The 17,104-nt window shown below is 40.1% G+C and carries 16 protein-coding genes; 4 read left to right on the forward strand and 12 right to left on the reverse strand.

What is annotated here, in order from left to right:
• The first annotated feature begins 703 nt into the window (after positions 1 to 703).
• Entirely contained in the window at positions 704 to 2,101 is a 1,398-nt protein-coding gene (locus B879_RS16990) for a hypothetical protein (protein ID WP_009186451.1), read from the forward strand.
• Between the two features lie 44 nt (positions 2,102 to 2,145).
• Positions 2,146 to 3,060 carry a glutaminase gene (locus B879_RS16995; protein ID WP_009186452.1) on the forward strand — a complete coding sequence of 305 codons (915 nt, stop codon included), beginning with the start codon at positions 2,146 to 2,148 and terminating at the stop codon, positions 3,058 to 3,060.
• Here the strand turns inward: B879_RS16995 and B879_RS17000 are convergent.
• Positions 3,057 to 4,343 carry a serpin family protein gene (locus tag B879_RS17000; protein WP_009186453.1) on the reverse strand — a complete coding sequence of 429 codons (1,287 nt, stop codon included), beginning with the start codon at positions 4,341 to 4,343 and terminating at the stop codon, positions 3,057 to 3,059. The two genes, B879_RS16995 and B879_RS17000, sit on opposite strands and share 4 nt — an antisense overlap.
• A 263-nt stretch (positions 4,344 to 4,606) precedes the next feature.
• Here B879_RS17000 and B879_RS17005 point away from each other — a divergent pair, with 263 nt between their 5' ends.
• A complete protein-coding gene (locus tag B879_RS17005) occupies positions 4,607 to 6,007 on the forward strand; it encodes a hypothetical protein (RefSeq protein ID WP_009186455.1) in 1,401 nt (466 codons plus the stop codon).
• 131 nt (positions 6,008 to 6,138) lie between these two features.
• Here B879_RS17005 and B879_RS17010 read toward each other — a convergent pair whose 3' ends face one another.
• From B879_RS17010 to B879_RS17045, 8 genes are all read right to left on the reverse strand, one after another.
• Positions 6,139 to 8,604: an OmpA family protein gene (locus B879_RS17010; RefSeq protein ID WP_157231670.1), complete on the reverse strand. Its 2,466-nt coding sequence runs from the start codon at positions 8,602 to 8,604 to the stop codon at positions 6,139 to 6,141.
• Positions 8,577 to 9,752 (reverse strand): hypothetical protein, encoded by a 1,176-nt coding sequence (locus B879_RS17015; protein WP_051012707.1) that lies wholly within the window; start codon positions 9,750 to 9,752, stop codon positions 8,577 to 8,579. The genes B879_RS17010 and B879_RS17015 overlap by 28 nt, the downstream gene beginning before the upstream one ends.
• A 466-nt stretch (positions 9,753 to 10,218) precedes the next feature.
• Positions 10,219 to 10,638: a hypothetical protein gene (locus B879_RS17020; RefSeq protein WP_051012709.1), complete on the reverse strand. Its 420-nt coding sequence runs from the start codon at positions 10,636 to 10,638 to the stop codon at positions 10,219 to 10,221.
• Between the two features lie 35 nt (positions 10,639 to 10,673).
• The gene (locus B879_RS17025; RefSeq protein WP_009186459.1) at positions 10,674 to 11,258 is read right to left on the reverse strand and encodes a hypothetical protein; all 585 of its coding nucleotides are present in this window, start codon (positions 11,256 to 11,258) and stop codon (positions 10,674 to 10,676) included.
• Positions 11,259 to 11,261: 3 nt separating this feature from the next.
• A complete protein-coding gene (locus B879_RS17030) occupies positions 11,262 to 12,089 on the reverse strand; it encodes a mechanosensitive ion channel family protein (protein WP_009186460.1) in 828 nt (275 codons plus the stop codon).
• Between the two features lie 5 nt (positions 12,090 to 12,094).
• A complete protein-coding gene (locus tag B879_RS17035) occupies positions 12,095 to 12,274 on the reverse strand; it encodes a hypothetical protein (RefSeq protein ID WP_009186461.1) in 180 nt (59 codons plus the stop codon).
• On the reverse strand, positions 12,271 to 12,843 hold the full coding sequence (locus tag B879_RS17040) for an RNA polymerase sigma factor (RefSeq protein ID WP_009186462.1): 573 nt from the start codon (positions 12,841 to 12,843) through the stop codon (positions 12,271 to 12,273). Before B879_RS17040 ends, B879_RS17035 begins: the two co-directional genes overlap by 4 nt.
• 150 nt (positions 12,844 to 12,993) lie before the next feature.
• Positions 12,994 to 13,296 carry a thiamine-binding protein gene (locus B879_RS17045; protein ID WP_009186463.1) on the reverse strand — a complete coding sequence of 101 codons (303 nt, stop codon included), beginning with the start codon at positions 13,294 to 13,296 and terminating at the stop codon, positions 12,994 to 12,996.
• Positions 13,297 to 13,565: 269 nt separating this feature from the next.
• On the opposite strand from B879_RS17045, the gene B879_RS17050 reads away from it, so the two are divergent.
• Positions 13,566 to 14,597: a DUF4407 domain-containing protein gene (locus tag B879_RS17050; protein ID WP_009186464.1), complete on the forward strand. Its 1,032-nt coding sequence runs from the start codon at positions 13,566 to 13,568 to the stop codon at positions 14,595 to 14,597.
• A gap of 51 nt (positions 14,598 to 14,648) precedes the next feature.
• On the opposite strand, the gene B879_RS17055 is transcribed toward B879_RS17050, so the two are convergent.
• From B879_RS17055 to B879_RS17065, 3 genes are all read right to left on the reverse strand, one after another.
• Entirely contained in the window at positions 14,649 to 15,389 is a 741-nt protein-coding gene (locus B879_RS17055) for a VIT1/CCC1 transporter family protein (protein WP_009186465.1), read from the reverse strand.
• A gap of 3 nt (positions 15,390 to 15,392) precedes the next feature.
• The gene (locus B879_RS17060; protein WP_009186466.1) at positions 15,393 to 16,553 is read right to left on the reverse strand and encodes a dipeptidase; all 1,161 of its coding nucleotides are present in this window, start codon (positions 16,551 to 16,553) and stop codon (positions 15,393 to 15,395) included.
• A 63-nt stretch (positions 16,554 to 16,616) separates the two neighbouring features.
• Positions 16,617 to 17,039, reverse strand: coding sequence for a DUF779 domain-containing protein (locus B879_RS17065; RefSeq protein WP_009186467.1), 423 nt, complete (start codon positions 17,037 to 17,039; stop codon positions 16,617 to 16,619).
• Positions 17,040 to 17,104 lie beyond the last annotated feature (65 nt).

Genomic DNA, 17,104 nt, shown 5'->3' on the forward strand with positions numbered 1-17,104 from the left:
ACTATATTTTCCTGTTTCTTGACGCTGAAGGCGTCCAATACCGCAGGTTATTTGCCCCGGGCAGCTGCCCGGGAAAGGATGGAGAATGGTATTCTCGGTCTTCCCAACTCCGTGTGGAGTTGAATTAAAAGGGAGATTTCGAAAGTCGGATTTCGGAAGGCATGCGTAAAAAAATGATCTCTTTGGTCCCGAGCTATCGGGATTTAGCGACGGGGCAGGATGTACGGGGGACTGAGCGTAAAGAAAAGCTCTTGTAGAGCTTTTTAGCTCAGGGCCAGGCTGCAGGGTGGGAAAAAGAGCCAAGTGGGTGAACCATTAAGGATTTAAGGTTTTAAGGGATTCATTAAGTTAATTGCTTGAAATGGTGACAATACAACCCCGATAGGGGTTTAATCCCTTAAGGGTATTTGCCCCGGGTGCAACCCGGGATTGAAAGGTAATTTTGATATTCGGGAATCCCGACTCCAGGGGAGTCGAATTCTAGAGAAGAAAATAAAATAAGTGTCAAGTAAAATAAGGACATGACAATGGTAATCGCGAAGATCTTCCAAACCTGCATCATCTGTTTCCTGTTTTTTTTACGGTTATAGCCTCATTGTAGTCAGGTAGGATTTCCATGAAGCCATTTATGCTTCCATTGTTAGGAAAGTTAGTTGAAAATTTTTAGATTAATGAAATGATTCGTTCTCAAAAAATAGCTAAGATGGACAAATTACTGCCTTCAATGATTTTACTTTTGTTGACGTGCTCGATCCATGCTGTTGCCCAAAGCAGGATCAATCTTGAAATGTACTTTGTTCCCCAGCAACACCATCAAAGCTTATTAAATGATCCTTCTCCTTCCTACGATTTTGCTACGCGTACAGGACTGAATTTGGGCTTGGGCTTGTCATACAATATCAGTAATTACTGGCATATGGTTCTGCAATCCTGGCATGCATCCTCCCCTTTTTGGTTTACACAACATCCTGAACATTTCAGTTCAACAAATATATTAGACCCGCAGCGAATTAATTGGGGTTTTACCTACAGTAATTTCAGTTTAGGTCTTAGAAGAACCTGGGAAATGGGAGAGCATGCGCTTTATGTTCAACCCTCTTTGGGGATAAATCGATCGCGTAGTTTTGGATTTGACCATCAAGATTCTTTAGTCAACTTTCCGATAGCCAATTTGATGACTCAAGTTGTACCAGCGGCATCTATCGAAGTAGGGATGAAGTTCAGTACTCCAAGCAATAATTATTTTCTGGTCGGATTAAGGCATCATCAAGGATTCGGAATGCTGCAATCTTGGTTTACGTATAGCATGGAACCACCTGTGCCACAAGTCCAACGAAGGGGTACCTACACCGGACTTGTTTTGGGATATGGAATAGATTTTAGGAGTAGGAAGAATGTGAATAGAGAAGATTGGAGAATTACTAAAAAGGAGCGTAAAGCTGAAAAGCGTGTAGCGGCCTGGGGTGATGGCACTTATGTAATCTTCGGCACCTTGCTGAGATCCCTGTCTGATTTCGTGGAAAGTAATGCGCCAGGAATGACCAGATTTAGACCTGCTTCGCATTTTCTTGTTGGGTATACCTCAGGCCAATGGAGTTTTGAAACCGGTTATTCCAGTTGGATGAGTCAGACGAAAGTGGAATCTCAAAACTTTGGATGGGTCAGCTTGAATGACCCAAGGACTAGGGCCATACCGCTAAGGGCACGTTATCATTTGGATGTAGGCCCAAACAACCGACTCAGGGTGGGATTGTCAGCTGCTACTTTCGTTACTTTAAACACCGTGAGGATGAATGTAACGCAAAGAGGGGCCGTAATGGTGAATGATGAAAGGGTTCCTGCCTTAAGGTCTGTTCCGACGGATCAAAACTCCGGTGGGAAGTTGTTTTATCAAGCTGGTGCTTTCGTTGACATCCCATTCTTCAATTCCAGTTTACTTTCCTTTAATTTTTCTCAAAACTTCGGAAGTCCCGAAATTGGGCAGGTAAATGTTCAAGAAATAGTCAATCAACAGCAGGTGGAGTCTGTTAAATCCGGTACCCTCAACGGTTTTAATTTTGAAGTAGGGCTTAAATTACCTATTAGTACTTTAATGAAATAAACAATTCATTCTGTTTTTAATCAAAAAATCCCCACTTTGGGAACATGGACTACCAGCAATTGATCGAAGAAGTTTACCATGAAGTAAAATCAGCCAATCCAAGTGGAAAAGTGGCTGATTACATACCCGAATTGGCAAGTGTGGATCCGAACCAATTTGGGATGGCTTTGGTGGATTTGGAAGGGAATATTTTTGGGGTCGGAGATTATCAAGTCCCATTTTCCATACAAAGTATTTCCAAAGTACATACACTTGCCATGGTGGCACATGTATTCAAAAGTAAATTATGGTCAAGGGTGAATGTAGAACCCAGTGGCAATCCTTTCAATTCCATCGCCCAATTGGAATTTGAGAATGGGATTCCCAGAAATCCATTTATTAATGCTGGTGCCTTGGTCATTACCGATGCTTTGACCTCAAAATTTGATAATCCTATTGAGGAAGTCAGCAAATTCATCAATGAAATTTCAGGAAAGGAATGTGTTCAAATAAACCAAGAAGTCATGGATTCTGAATTGAAGCATTCAGAAAGGAATACAGCACTTGGATATTTTTTGAAAGCTTACCAAAACTTCGACAATAAAGTCGAAGATGTCCTGAAAATTTATGTGGCCCATTGTGCCATGGAAATGTGCTGTGTGGACCTGGCCCGTTCCTTTTCATTTTTGGCCAATGATGGCTATTCCATTTATGCCAAAAGAGAAATAGTAACGGAAAGTATGGCCAGAAGAATCAATGCCCTGATGTTGACCTGCGGTTTTTATGATGAAGCAGGCGAATTTGCGTTCAGAGTTGGTCTTCCGGGAAAAAGTGGCGTCGGCGGAGGGGTAGCCGCCGTCATGCCCCACAAATTCAGTATTGCTGTCTGGAGTCCGGAACTCAATGAAAAAGGAAATTCAGTCAAAGCCATTATGGCTTTGGAATTATTGACCGACAAACTGAAGTTTTCTTTGTTTTAGTTTTCCAAAGGATTTTCCAATTTACCCATAAATAAGATCGCACCGCTGTGTTTTTCCTGGATAAAGAAGATAAAGGGCCGGTCCAATGTTAAAACAGCAGGTTCCGATGGCCCCATGTTCACCCTCTCCACGATTTCTACGATAGTGGCTGCAGCTGCTTCAGTGCCCTGCTCATCCACTTCGATCAATGCCTCATGGATTACCCTACTGATTTTGAGTGCGTCTGTGGGATTGGAAAATAGTTTGGTGAAATTATCAGGATGAAAATCAAATGGTTTTTCCAGTCCTAAAGCCATAAGGTCTTCTGCCATATTGGGTATTTTGTACTGAATTTTGAATTTGGGCATTTTCAAAATCAAATTGATATCCTTGGCATCTTGTTTCCATTTTTCCAGGTTTTCTAAAGTCAAATAAGAAGCCAGTGCTGCTGTATTTCCATCTTGTCCAATTAATACACCCATGTTGTATTGACCTGAGCTGTAAGGGATTTCTATATAACCATAATCAATCGAGCCATAATATCTGAATCCAGCTGCTTTTCCAAGATCCATCATGTCCACCATCACTTCTTGGCCACTGTTTGGGAAGAAGTTTTCTTTTTTGGTATTTGCTTTCGGGAAATTGTAAGTCCATTCTGCCTTGAAGTAAATGGCATTGACCAAATACATCACTGCATTGGCAGGGATATTGTCAAGCATATCTCTGATCAGGTTGTTGGTTTGCTGTGCAATCCAGTTATTGATCACATTTACGGAATTTGGGTTGCCCATATCCAGTGCAGAGACCTCTGCCCGGTAATACCTTTGGGCAATTTCTTTGAATGGGGCATACACCTGATAACCTTGTTTGTACCAGATGGCATTGGCTATGGCCAATTTGACTTTTGGATCCAATTGTAATAAAAAATCGGTCAGTTCTTTGGAATCTTGGTTGGCCTCATCCAGGCTAAGTCCTTGGTATCTTAAGACATTTTTAAATTCCTCCAAGATATCCCCTTCGTTTCCGTTCATGGTCATCGATAATGCCTGATGGATACTGAAAGGGCTGAAAAAAAGGTTTTTATCTGATTCCTTGTTTCCGATCTGCTTAAAAATGTCAATGGCAAATTGGGTGCTTGATTGTGAAAGAATTTCCTCTGTGGCACTGAGGGCTCTCAAATTGGGTTCTACCGGACCGGTAAGTGGATTTTCACTGGGAAGACAACTAACAGCTGTGACTAAAAAGAATAGGAATCCCAATACTTTTTCCCCAGATACTTTGATGATGATGGCTAAGGTTTTCATGGTCATTTTTTTTTAATAAGACGCTGAAAGTATCTGAACCGCTACAAGATGGGAGAAAAATACTTCAATGGAATGACTTATTTAAAGTTCAGGTTGATAATCAAGCATTTTTTAGTGGTCACTTAAAAATAGCAAATTGGTGCTTATATGAGTAAAAGCTTAAATTATTTCGAGCAGTTTAGAATATATTTAAAAGAATTAAATCAAAAATTTCTATTAATAATTATATTTGATGGGCTTTTAACTATCTATTTATTAGGGCTATGAAAAAAATATATATCCTCTATAGTTTATTTTTCTTGATTTTTTTAGAAACTGTCGCTCAAAGCCGGTTGAAGTTTGAAATTTATACAGGCCCGCAGCTTCAGCATCAACAACTTAAGAATGACCCTGATCCAAGTATGAATTTCAGAAATAATATTTCTAACCATCTTGGAGGTAATTTATTATTTGGCTTAAAAAATGATTGGCAGCTCACTTTTCAGTCGGAATTGGCGGGTTTAAATTACAGTTATGACTTACCAAGAACCACCCCTACTGGTGAAACGATAATTCGTTTCACAGATAATTGGATATTGGTGCCACATTTTCGGATCGGTTTAAGGAAAAGTTGGGAAAAGGAGAACTATGCCTTTTTTATACAACCTTCTCTCGGTGTCTCAACCTTTGGTTATTCAGAATTGATAGAAATTGATACAGTCAATAGAATATACTCATTTAAGAGAAATAAAACAGTAGTTGGCAATATTGGTATAGAGGCAGGATTGAAATTTTACACCAGCAATAAAAACTATTTCCTTCTGGGAATTAGGCACCATCAGGGACTTGGTACGCTCAATAAAAGAGAGTTTGGTTTTTTAGAACAAGACCCGGTTCCTTTTATTCAAAATAGGGGAAGTTATACAGGGTTGATGCTAGGTTATGGTATTGATTTTAAAGGAAAAACCAAGACCACAAAAAGAATGGGGGATTTAGAAAGGGTGGAACGTAAAGCCGAAAGAAGAAGCACTGCTTGGGGTGATGGACCGTATTTGGCAGTAACAGGATTTTTTCGCTTCCGTCCGAAATCGGAAAGAATCCCGAATTTGGAATTCTCTAACATTTACGGGGGCAATCAATTATTGGCAGGATATACTTTTAACTCATTAAGTTTGGAAACAGGTTATGTCAGAATGGGGGCTTATACAAGAAATGATTTTTCAAGTGGAAACAGGTTAAGGCATGTTTCAACCAGTTATGTTCTCGATGCAATTCCTATTAGGCTTAGGTATCATTATGATATTGGTCAAAAAAATAGGTTACGCGTAGGAGTATCAGGTGCAGCACTTTATACATTAAATACACATTATTTGAGTATGTCATCTTTTGGGCAATTCTCAGGCAATCCACAGCAGTCAGATTTTTTTGTAAGAGTGACTCCATTGGAGCAAGAATCAAAAGGTCAAATTTTTTATAATGCGGGAATATTTTCGGAAATACCCCTATTTAATTCCTGTATGTTGACTTGGAATTTTTCAAGGAATTTTGGCAGTCCTGCGGTGGGTTTGGTCAACTTCAGTGGACAAACCAACGGTGAGCCTATAGATTTTAACTCCTCTGGCTCTCTGAATGGTTGGTTAATGGAATTAGGCTTTAAGATTCCTCTTTATTCTATTTTAAAGTAGCATTTGTGAAATTGTAAAATAAACCCGTTCAAGACACTGGAAGCATATTGATTCTTTTGTGTTTTGACCTCTTCCCGATATCGGGACAGGCTACTAAGAACCCTAACGCATAATTCGGGTTTAAGTAAGGACTATTCTTGACTTTCCACCCTGGCTTCCACCCTTCGGTCCTGGTCATTGGAAACCCTTTGGGTTCCACGGATTACTTGTCCGCCCGGTTCAAAGCGAATTTGGGAAGGTTCAAGTCCATAGTTTTCCACTAAGGCTTTGCCTACTGCCTGCATGCGGCCATCAGCCAATTTAAGATTGTAGTTGATGTTTCCGGTATTGTCTGCAAAGCCGGAAAGTACGATTTGAAAACCCTCATTTTCTTTTACAAAATCCACCAAGCTTGCTAATTTCTTGAGTTCGACCTCATCAGGTTCTCTTTGGTTGACTTGGAAAAAGACCATTATTTTAGAAGGTAATAACTGAATGCCTCCAGGTCTTCCCAAAATCAAGGGATCTGCTGGGATTTCGACTGCTTTTTCTATATTACTTTCAGTTTGTGCAAGCGTATCCACTGAGCTGCCTATAAAAATAGCGTCCAAATCGATTCTACCCAGACTATCTGCCAAGAAGGTGTCAAGAGAATAGCTGTCCGGAATTTTCCAATCCATAATGGCTTTATCCACAAATACGGTGTCATGCAAAATTTCAGGACTGGAATCTTGGTCATTATCCAAAATGGCTGCTGCTACGACTGCACCGCCGGCAACACCAAAAGGCCACCACCGTCTTCTTCTTTGATCTTGGGTTTCCACCACTACCCGATCAGTTCTTCTCCTATTGTCTTGGACAATTACCCTATCTCTCCCACTATTATTTCTAGCTCGGCCTTGTCCTTGTGAGGATTGGCTCAATAGGAGCTGGTCCCTTTGATACCGCAGGTATTGGTTTTCTTGTTGTAATCTTCTCAATGCTTCCGTATTGCTATCTTCCCTTTGTAAGCCCGCATCAGTTCGCCTTTCCTCCCTTGGCTCGGTTGCACTTCTTTGCATTTGGGAAGCTTCCCTTCTTTCTTGGGTTGGTACGCTGGACTGCTCTTCAATTACTTCTATTTTTGCTCTGGTTTGGTCTTGGCCTATTATTCCACGAGGATCATATCCATATAGCAGGGAATCTTTATCCGCCGCAAAAAATTGACCTGTCAGCACATGATAATTGGATTTCAATCTGCCAATGCTGTCAATTTCAGTTTTGAATTCCATTTCTCTTCTGCTGATGGAGTCCAGACTATAGCGCAGGTTATAATCACTGCGCCGGTATTCCCTAAGCAGGGAATCTTTTAAATGACTATCCAATCGCTCATTGGCCAATAAGTCATCCATTTGGGATTGGAAATTTTGGGAAATATTCAGTAAGGTCTTTCGCCTATCCTCAATGCCCCTGAGCTTGTTTTCCCTTTGATGTATTTCCGATTCCCAGGCCAATACTTGCGCATGGTAGGAAATGCTATCTGTTTTCCAATTTAATCTGACTTGTTCTCTTTCTAACCTCTCCAAGCGTTTCTCCAAGCTAATGGATTCTTTCTGGTCTATGGCCACACGATCACTTGAAGTTGAGGGAAAAGTCAGCCGGTTTGTATCGGAACTTTGAAGTGGCGAAGTGCTCAGTCTTGGAGCCTTGAAAGCTTTTTTGCTGGCGCCAAAATTGAATCGGATGCCTATGCCATGGTACAGGATCCAGTCATTCCTTAGATTGGGGTTTCCCCGGTAAGGTTTTTCCGGATCAATGGGGTTGGTGCCCGGTCTGGAAGCGTAGGCCTGAAATTCATTGTCATAGGAGGTCCGGTACTTTCCACTGACATCATCTAAGTGATCTGTGAAACTGTAAATCAGGTCTGATTGGGCAAAGAATTCTATTCTAGGGCCTAATTTAATCCTAAAACCCAGCCCCAGATTGGTATAAAAAGACCATAAATCATAGCCTTCTTCTGTCACCAATGCATGTAGATCTGTTTCAAAGATGCCATTGTGAATAATTTCATTGGAGCGGTGGTCATACCATTGCCCCTGATCGTCCAAAAGGTCCCCTCTCACCTGAAAATCCAGAACACCAAAACCTATCGTAAAATAAGGCGCAATCAAGGACCTGGAAGGCAGCAAGCGGTCATTATCCGTTTTAAACACGAAAGACAGTCCAAGATCCCGGGTATTATTTTGAAAATTCAGTCCCCGGGAAAAGTTGGGAGCGGATGTCCAAATTGTCCCATCCTTTCTCACGTACCGGTCATTCATGGCGAATTGATATTGGCCATAGCTGAGCATTAGTCCAATGGTAGGGCTTAACTGCCGCTCAAGGCTGACTTTGAAGGAAGGCCTTTCAAAATAATTTTCGTTGAAATATAGTAAATGATGAATGGCTTCCCAATTGGGAAATCCCCTTACAGTATGGGGACTAAGGTCACCATAGTAATTCGAATAACCACCACTGGCCCCCAATCTCCATTTGAAGTCTTTTTGTTGAGCTAACAGTTCAGGATGTAATATGGAGCAAAACACTATGAATATCAAAATCCTGCGCATCCTTACCTCCTGTCTTTTAGACCTAGCCAAAGGTTGAATTCGAGGCTGATTCCTGCAAACGGCTGGATATAAGTGCTTGAATTACCCATACTATTGGATTCTTCAAAATTCAGCATTACAGCGCCTACATTTAGTCTGAATACCTGGAACATCTTATACCCAAGCCCCGCATAGATGGGGAGCCCGATCAATTCCCCGCTGATACGGTCTCCTTGACTGCTTTCAAAATTGGTCAAAAAGATCCCGGTAGAAAAAGAAGCATTGCCAAGGAATTTCGTAAAGGCCCTATTCCCAAGGGGAAGGGATAAACCCACATAAGGACCATGGAGATATTCGGTTGAAGGGAGTGTTCTTTTTATAGGGATGGTCGCATAACCGAAATTTAGTGGAAGTGCGTTTGGTTTTTTTTCTGTGGGATAGTTTGAGATTGAACGGATATCAACCAAAGCAAGCAGGCTTTTATCCAAATATTGACTGCTTTCATTTTGGACCAATTGGATCAGCTCCTGAATGTATTGCTCGGCATAGGCCGCTCTTGCATTGTCCTCTCTATTTCGTCCTAAGACATTGAACCTGGCCCTTCTTAGTTTTAAGCGATTTTTTTGATCTAATTTTTGCCGGACTACTTCACTGAATCCCTGAAAATCCCGTCCCAGAAAGTGTCTGTAGTCCTGAAGTCCATCATTGACAATTTGATTCATTTGGGATAAAAGTACCGGGTCAGAATGGTTGGTTTTGATGCCACTGCTTTTGACTTCCATATTTGCCCGGATATAAGCGTCAAGGTTACGGTGAATAGCCCCGATTACCTTTTCCATCTGTTGCTCATCTGCCCTTCCGTAAAAAAAGAACTCCATATCATAACGGTCATTATTCCGGAGTGGATTGGAAACAAAGAGTTCATACTCACTGACCTCAAAATCGAAGGCCCTTTTCCATTCATAAAAAACCGCCCGGTTTTCATTTTTTCCAGCCCGATTAACAGACACTTTGACCATTTCAATACCTACAGGGAGCCTTCCTTTCACAAAGAATGGTTCTTCAGAGGGGATTGGGTTGCTGTTATTCAATTCGTTACTGACTACGTTGTAGTAAATTGATTTGATTTGCCCAAAGCTCAAAATGGGCAAGACAGATAGGTAAATAAGTAGTAGATATTTAGTAGATTTTGTTTTCATAATCATAAAATGGAAGTAGGGTTAAGTGGTGAATCACTCAATATTTAGGGTTCATTTGATTTATAAAATATTCTGTGATATTTGTTTACCATCGCTATCGGGGCCTAATTGAAACCTCAAAGAGTTTGGAACTTATTTTTACTTCAATATAGGTAATATCATACAGGAACTTGAATTAATTGACCACTAAATGACTCTATGGGGATTGCTTGTTTTCTTAATCCGCATTGATCCAGATACTTTTATTGCTTTAGATCACAGTTAATTTGTTTGGCTTCACTTCGTTAACCTTGAGTGTTTTAGCAGATCAAAACTTAAGAGTCTACACAACATGGATTTTTATATTGTCCTCTAATTTCTAGTCATACTTATTTGACTGAATGAAAGAAGAACAAAGCCTCTTTCATTCAGCCGTTTAATTAGTTATTATTTGATAAAAACTATTTCACTGTTTAAAAGAATCGACTTACCTCAATCTTAACCGCTCACTCTTGAAAATGGTCTGTTGAAGATTTGGCCAATTGGCATTTTTGACGTCTTCGGCAGTAATGATGAAATAAACTGGCTTATAGGTCAAAGCCCCTTCTAATTTGGCCTTATTTCTTCGGGAAAGTTCTAACTCTCCCAAATTTTGATACTGCCCTTCCTCATTTTGAACCCATACTATATAATGGGCTTTGGGAGGAGTAAGCCTTGATGGATTTGCCAAATTTTCCACTGCAGTTTCAAAGGAATAAATTCCGCCTTTTTGTTTTTTGACTTTGACTACCCCATCTGCAGACGGGGTTACTGTAGAAACTGGGAAAGTGTATTTTTTACTACAAGCCCCTAGGGTGAATAGAAGTAATACAAATACCGATAGCTGGATGATTTTGTTCGTTTTCATATTTTTTGCTTTATACCTATTAGACACGGAATTATTTATTTGGTCACATTTTTTTCGGAAATATATTCCACTACTAAAATGGCCATCCGTTGGTTGAGTCCCATGATAGGGATCAAATGCATCAAGGTTTCCTCTGTCTGTTGAACCTCCAATTGATTTAAATTGAGCAGTTCAGGAAACTCAAATGCCCTATTTTCATCTCTCTTATTGGTAGAGAGCACTACCATTTGAGAAGTTGGATTGATGAGTTTTACATTCTTAACACCCTCTTCCTGAACATAATTATTGATCAGGACAGCCACTTGTTCGACATTTTCCCGAATCAATTCACTGCGCACAGACCAAGAGAAAACTTTGGACATTCTTTCTTTAGAAGCCAGTTGAAGGCTGTCAAATTTAAGGCTGTAAGAAACATTGATCTCTTCAATCTTTTTATCTGTCTCTTTGGTGGCGTTATGGAGTTTGATTTGCCCCCAAGCAAATACAAATACCAGCAAGATCAAAAGCAAAATGACTAGTTTATTATTGAGAAAAAACTTTTTTACTCTATTCTCTTTAGGTGCATTTACAGCATCAAAATCACCTAATTGCTCCTTATTTGAATCTTTGTTATTTTTCATAAATTATTTGGTTCTTATCGTTACTTCATTTGCAAAATCTTTAATAGGAATGTGGAGTTCTCCTTCTTCTGATGCAATCACCACAGTCAAGTTCCCTATAGATAGAATTGTACCTTTTTTGTTTTTAAAAGTCACATGGTCACCTGTGGAATAGTTTCTTCTCACATAATAGGTATAAAGGGACTTTTGAACCAGCTCAATGGACCCCACTCCTATGGATATCACAAGGGTCAATACAACACCCCCTACGATAATGATCAGGTTACCGGTAATCACACTGATATCAATTCCTGCCTGATTGAGTGCTGTGAGGATAAAGATGACGGCTATGATAAAAAATATAATGCTGCTGACCAGCCCTGCTCCGGAAAACGCGATAGCTTCCAAAAAACCCTTGATGGCTTTTTTAATAAAATTGGCTATATACAAGCCAATGATCAAAAGGGCTAGAGCACTGAACAACCTGGGCAAATAAGCCAAAAGATTGGTGATTTCATTTGAAATGACCGTCCAGTTCAGAATATCAGCTGCCACTGTCAAAAACACCAGGTACAAGAGCCACTTGACAAAAGCAAGTATGACTTTGGATAAATCAAATTCAATTTTTGAATTCCCAAATGACTTGCTCTCATTAAGTTTTTTGGAGAGTCCGTCAATCTTTGATTTTTCAAGGACTTTGCCCAAAATAAATGTGATCAGCTTGGTGATCAACCAACCCAATACCAAGATGATTACAGCACCTAAGACATTTAATAAGTTGGAGCTCAATTGTTCTCCTATTTTCAAAAAGGCATTTAGGGTGACTTCTGTCCAATCAGTTACTGTTTGCATATCTTTTAGTTTTTTTTGTTGATAAATAGGTCGTTAATTGAAGCTGGTATGGCATCTCCAAAAAGGCTTGCTAGTTCCAAAATCAATTTGGCTTTGGATACATCCGCCATCACTTTCTCACGGAGTTCAGGAGGCGCTGCTTCCAGTTTCTGGTCTAATAATTTAAAAGGATTCTCGCTACTCATATCCGAACAGTTTTATAAGCTTTCATTAATTTACTTTTTGCCCTACTCAGCCTCATCTTCACGGCACTGGTACCGATCTCATAGATTTTTTCCAGGTCTTTGATACTGGCATCATCCTGATACTTGAGCAGTAGAATCATTTTATCCTCCGGGTCAATCTGCTCCAATGCAGCTTTAAGTTTTTCTACCTCCAATGCTTGTATTTGCAGTTCGTCTTCAGTGCTTTGAAGATTCAGCAAATCATCTGAATCGATGGCATTTCGCATCATTTTGGCGTCTTTGTCTCTATTGATGTAGTTTACACAATGATTGTAAGTCAGGCTGTAAAGCCAAGTGGAAAATTTAGACCTCCCCTCAAACTTCCCTATGCTGACATAAAGCTTTAAAAAAATATCATGTGCAATATCCTGCGCAATAATCTTTGATTTGATGAAGCTTAAGCATTTGGTATAGACCAAGCTTTCATATCGGTTGTATATTTCTTCAAAAAAAAGGATGTCAAGAGATTTGGCCATTTCCAATGCCAGTTCTTCATCAGTTAAACTTTTTAACTTTTCTTTTGTAGTCATTTAAGTTTAGACACATTTTAACTGATAAAGTCACATCTTTTGACAAATTAATTTCAAAAAATAGACTTTTGGTATGGAACGAAGTGCATTTAGCTAAAAAAGTACCGAGATTATTTGCCGCTTTGTTTAACGCTAGGGTTAAATAATTTTCTAATAGGTAAACTTATCTGTTTTTTCACCCATGGTCACATCTCCACCATTTCTGATATGCAAGCGGTAATATATCAAAACTTCGTCTGCTCCTGCATCCAATACCGCCTGCTGAGCCTTTTGGGCGATGGTCATCAATTCTTCCTGTGTTCCTTCCATGACGGTTTCAAATGGGGTTACCACATGCTTGACTCCTGATTGTTGGATCACTTCTATGGCTTTGTCCACCAGGGCATAGGTATCCAAGGTTTTGCTTTTGGGAACTATCTGAATGCCCAGATTAATGATGTTTGCTTTATGCATGCTGACTGTTTTTTATAAAGGTAGATCAAAAAAGTGCTGCTTCAAAACCGTACACATTATGTCCGTTTTTAAAGGCTTTTATCCGACGTCAACTCATTAGAAATTAGGCGTATTCAAATTAATATGATACACGATTTCTGAATTAAAACCTGCAATGCTCTTCTACTGAAAGGTTTTGATGGTCTGAGCAAAGATTTTTGTTTGGATTTTAAATTATTTGGGTTTTCTAGTTCGTTTTTTGAAAGTAGTTGTTTTGAAAAATGAAATTTATGTCATTCCAAAAAGTCACCCATTTCTTCTGGTTTTGTTCCGGTGCCCATGGACCATTGTTAAAAAGATTGCCTACTGAGACAAATAAGTATGTTGCAATTGGAGGTACAGTTTTCTTTACAGGGATTTTTGCTGCTTTGGCTGCCGGATATGCACTTTATACGGTATTTGATTCTATGGTTTTGGCCATGTTTTTTGGCTTTTTATGGGGGCTGATGATTTTTAATCTGGACAGATTTATCGTGTCCAGCATGAGGAAAAGAAACAATGCCTGGAGTGAATGGAAAATGGCATTTCCGAGGTTGGTCTTTGCGGTACTCTTGGCAATTGTCATTTCAAGACCTTTGGAATTGAAGATTTTCGAAAAGGAGATCAACCGTAAGCTGGATGAGAAAAAAATTGACATGATGGCTCAAAGTAAGAAGGCCATTCAGGAAGTTTTTCCGGAGATTCAAGCTTTGGAACTAAAGAAGGACAGTATCAAATCTGAAACAGAAAAGGTAATAGCATTTAGGGATAAATTGCAGCAGGAGTATGATTTCGAAAGATTCGGCACCAAAACGGATGGGACAAGTGGCATAGTGGGATTGGGAAGCAATGCCAGAAAAAAGGAGCAGCAACTTGATGCTGCTCAAAAGGAACTGACTGAAATCAGGGCTGTCAATCAGACAAAACTGGACACTCTGGATGCTGAAATCAGGAGGTTGATGCTGTTAAAGGAAACTGAATTTGCCAAAAGGGCCCCACAGATTGAAAATTTTGATGGTTTGGCTGCCAGATTGGATGCCCTTCATATTTTGACCCAGGAAAGTGAGGCCATCAAATTGGCCAATGTCTTTATTCTTTTACTGTTTATTGCCTTGGAGACGGCACCGATTTTTGTCAAAGTAATTTCGCTGCGCGGCCCATACGATGAAATGTTGGAACTTAAAGAGGAAAATGTTCACGTGTATGTAAAGGAGCAATCTTTCAAAACCAGAAAGAAAAGTGAAAGGAATATCCAACTTTATGAATCGGAGGTTTTTTCCTGAAGAAAACAGATGAATTCCCAAAAGTCACCCGGTCTTCATCCATGGATAGATTTAAAGTTTTCCATTCATAATCAGCGTTTCAAGAAAATCCCCGACATAATAGGCGACCAAAGCAGCAACAAAACCTAAGATCAGGGTTTCCAGAATACTTTTTAATGTATTCGTTTGATTTACGAAGCTTTTAAGCCAACCCACAAACAAGAAGGCAACCCCTGTAAAAATACTGGTCCATAAAAAGAGGTCAAAAGTGGTTTCCCTGAAATAATCATATACATAAACCAAAAGAGGGATAAACCCAACAAATATAAATGAGACCAAAGTAGCCAAACCAATTTTGAACGGACTTTTGGACTCTGGGATCATTTCCAGTTCGTCTTTCATCATTTCATTGACCCATCGGTCCCGGTCGGAGACAATTACATCCACCACTTGTTCCAATAGTCGGCCTTCAAAACCTTTGGCCCGGTAAATTTCCACAATTTCCTCCCGCTCTTTTTCAGGGATATTGTCTACCTCCCAGTATTCAATATCCCGGTGCTTGAGGTAGTTTTCCTTTTCAGATTTGGCAGACAAATAGGCGCCTACCGACATGGAAAAACCATCAGCGAGTAGATTAGCAAAACCCAAAATAATGATAATGGATATGTCCAAACTGGCTCCAACAGCGCCTGCAACAACAGCGAAAGTAGTAACTGCGCCGTCAATGCCTCCATATACAAACTCTCTAAGGTAGTTTTGGGAATTTCTTAGGAAACGTATCTCCTGATGAAGTTTGCCCTCATAATGTTCCATAAATCAAAGGTTTTCCAATAAAAAACGTTTGACATTTTCTCCCATGATGGCCCTGATTTCAGCTTCTGTAAATCCTTCTTGAAGCAAAGCCTCCACAATTATCGGTAATCCAGTTATATCAAAAGGAACGGCTACACTGCCATCATAATCAGAACCCAAAGCCACATGCTGTACGCCCACCAGGTTTTTCACCCTTTTTATACTGGCTACAATTCCTTTGATTTCATCGGGGCCCACTGCCATATCAAAAAAGGCAATACCTATAATGGCACCTTTTTCTGCCAATCTCCTGATTTGATCATCGCTTAAGTTTCTGGGAGAGTTTAAAACCGCTCTTATTCCTGTATGAGAAACCATGACCGGTTTTTCTGAAACTTCCAGGATATCATCAAACATTTTAGGTGAAACATGGGCAAGGTCAATGATCATATTGAGTTCGTTCATTCTCTTGATGACCGCTTTCCCGAATTCAGTCAACCCTTCCCCGCTTTCCCCGTGGGCAGAACCTCCCAATTCATTGTCAAAAAAATGTACTGGCCCTATCAACCTTACTCCTGCCTCATAAACTCTTTCAAGGTTTTGCATATTTCCTTCCAATGCATGGGCCCCTTCTATGCCCAATAAACCGCCAATGACATTCTTGTTTGTTTTTCTGGATTCAATCAGTCTTTCCAGGTCTGCTTTAGATTTGATAAAAATAAAGTCTTTTCCGTATTCATCGGCAAACTCCTGAAGCTTCGCAGATTGATAAAGGGTACGGTTAATGAGACTGAACCAATTGGAAACAGGTCTTCCCTGCACAATATTCAGCAAGGTGATGTTGTCTTGGGTATCTGCCCGGTTGAAGTCCATGTTTTGCCCTCTTGGGGATTTGGAAACAATGGTGAAGACCTGCATGGCCACATTGGCTTCCTGCATTCTAGGGAAATCTACATGCCCAAAATCAGCCTTTTGCGTCAGGTTTCTGCCCCATAAGAGTGCATCACAATGTAAATCTGCAACAAAGTCTAAGGATAGGTACAGCTGCATGGCCTGTTCGGAAACATCGTAGGGCGCTTGTTCTTTTACAGGATTACTGCTTCTTTCGATCATTTTTGGCACAGTCATGGTCCCCAGCCAATAGAGTATAAAAAGAACGAACAGTAAAAGGATAATTTTCTTCATAGCAATTGGGATTTGCTATCAATATAGTCAAAAAATGAAATCAAAAGGTAGATGGGTAGGGGCCTAATTTTCCAATTCCTCTTGAAGGTATTCTTCACCTGATTTAGTGGGGATGAGCTTGTCCAGTTCCTCCATAGTAAAAAGCCTTGACCGGATCATGAATCTTATCCCCATAGGAATCTCCAATGAAAAGCTGCTTCCCCGGCCAGGCGTCACATCTAGGGTAAGCTGGGTATGTTTCCAATATTCAAATTGATCCTCATTCATGAAAAAATCACAGCCATAAACCTTTCCCATCCAAATGTCATTGCTGCCCACTTTGAAATCTCCTTTTTCGAAGCACATGGGGGAGGAACCATCGCAGCAACCACCGCTTTGGTGGAACATCAAATCCGTTCCAAAGCGCTTTCTGAGGCTGTCAATCACCTCCATGGCTTCCTCGGTAATAAGTACTCTTCTTACATGGTTGTTTTCGTCGGTAATCATCGGTTTGGGGAAAGAAATGTTAAGCTAGAAACAAGAAAAAAGAAGCTAGAAACAAGAGACTTGAT

It is taken from the genome of Cecembia lonarensis LW9, assembly GCF_000298295.1.
GTDB lineage: Bacteria > Bacteroidota > Bacteroidia > Cytophagales > Cyclobacteriaceae > Cecembia > Cecembia lonarensis.

Coding starts and splice junctions, on each gene's coding strand:
- B879_RS17020 (WP_051012709.1), bottom strand. CDS start 10,638: ATGAAAACGAACAAAATCATCCAGCTATCGGTATTTGTATTACTTCTA.
- B879_RS17055 (WP_009186465.1), bottom strand. CDS start 15,389: ATGGAACATTATGAGGGCAAACTTCATCAGGAGATACGTTTCCTAAGA.
- B879_RS17040 (WP_009186462.1), bottom strand. CDS start 12,843: ATGACTACAAAAGAAAAGTTAAAAAGTTTAACTGATGAAGAACTGGCA.
- B879_RS16990 (WP_009186451.1), top strand. CDS start 704: ATGGACAAATTACTGCCTTCAATGATTTTACTTTTGTTGACGTGCTCG.
- B879_RS17005 (WP_009186455.1), top strand. CDS start 4,607: ATGAAAAAAATATATATCCTCTATAGTTTATTTTTCTTGATTTTTTTA.
- B879_RS17045 (WP_009186463.1), bottom strand. CDS start 13,296: ATGCATAAAGCAAACATCATTAATCTGGGCATTCAGATAGTTCCCAAA.
- B879_RS17015 (WP_051012707.1), bottom strand. CDS start 9,752: ATGAAAACAAAATCTACTAAATATCTACTACTTATTTACCTATCTGTC.
- B879_RS17030 (WP_009186460.1), bottom strand. CDS start 12,089: ATGCAAACAGTAACTGATTGGACAGAAGTCACCCTAAATGCCTTTTTG.
- B879_RS17035 (WP_009186461.1), bottom strand. CDS start 12,274: ATGAGTAGCGAGAATCCTTTTAAATTATTAGACCAGAAACTGGAAGCA.
- B879_RS16995 (WP_009186452.1), top strand. CDS start 2,146: ATGGACTACCAGCAATTGATCGAAGAAGTTTACCATGAAGTAAAATCA.
- B879_RS17050 (WP_009186464.1), top strand. CDS start 13,566: ATGTCATTCCAAAAAGTCACCCATTTCTTCTGGTTTTGTTCCGGTGCC.
- B879_RS17060 (WP_009186466.1), bottom strand. CDS start 16,553: ATGAAGAAAATTATCCTTTTACTGTTCGTTCTTTTTATACTCTATTGG.
- B879_RS17065 (WP_009186467.1), bottom strand. CDS start 17,039: ATGATTACCGACGAAAACAACCATGTAAGAAGAGTACTTATTACCGAG.
- B879_RS17000 (WP_009186453.1), bottom strand. CDS start 4,343: ATGAAAACCTTAGCCATCATCATCAAAGTATCTGGGGAAAAAGTATTG.
- B879_RS17025 (WP_009186459.1), bottom strand. CDS start 11,258: ATGAAAAATAACAAAGATTCAAATAAGGAGCAATTAGGTGATTTTGAT.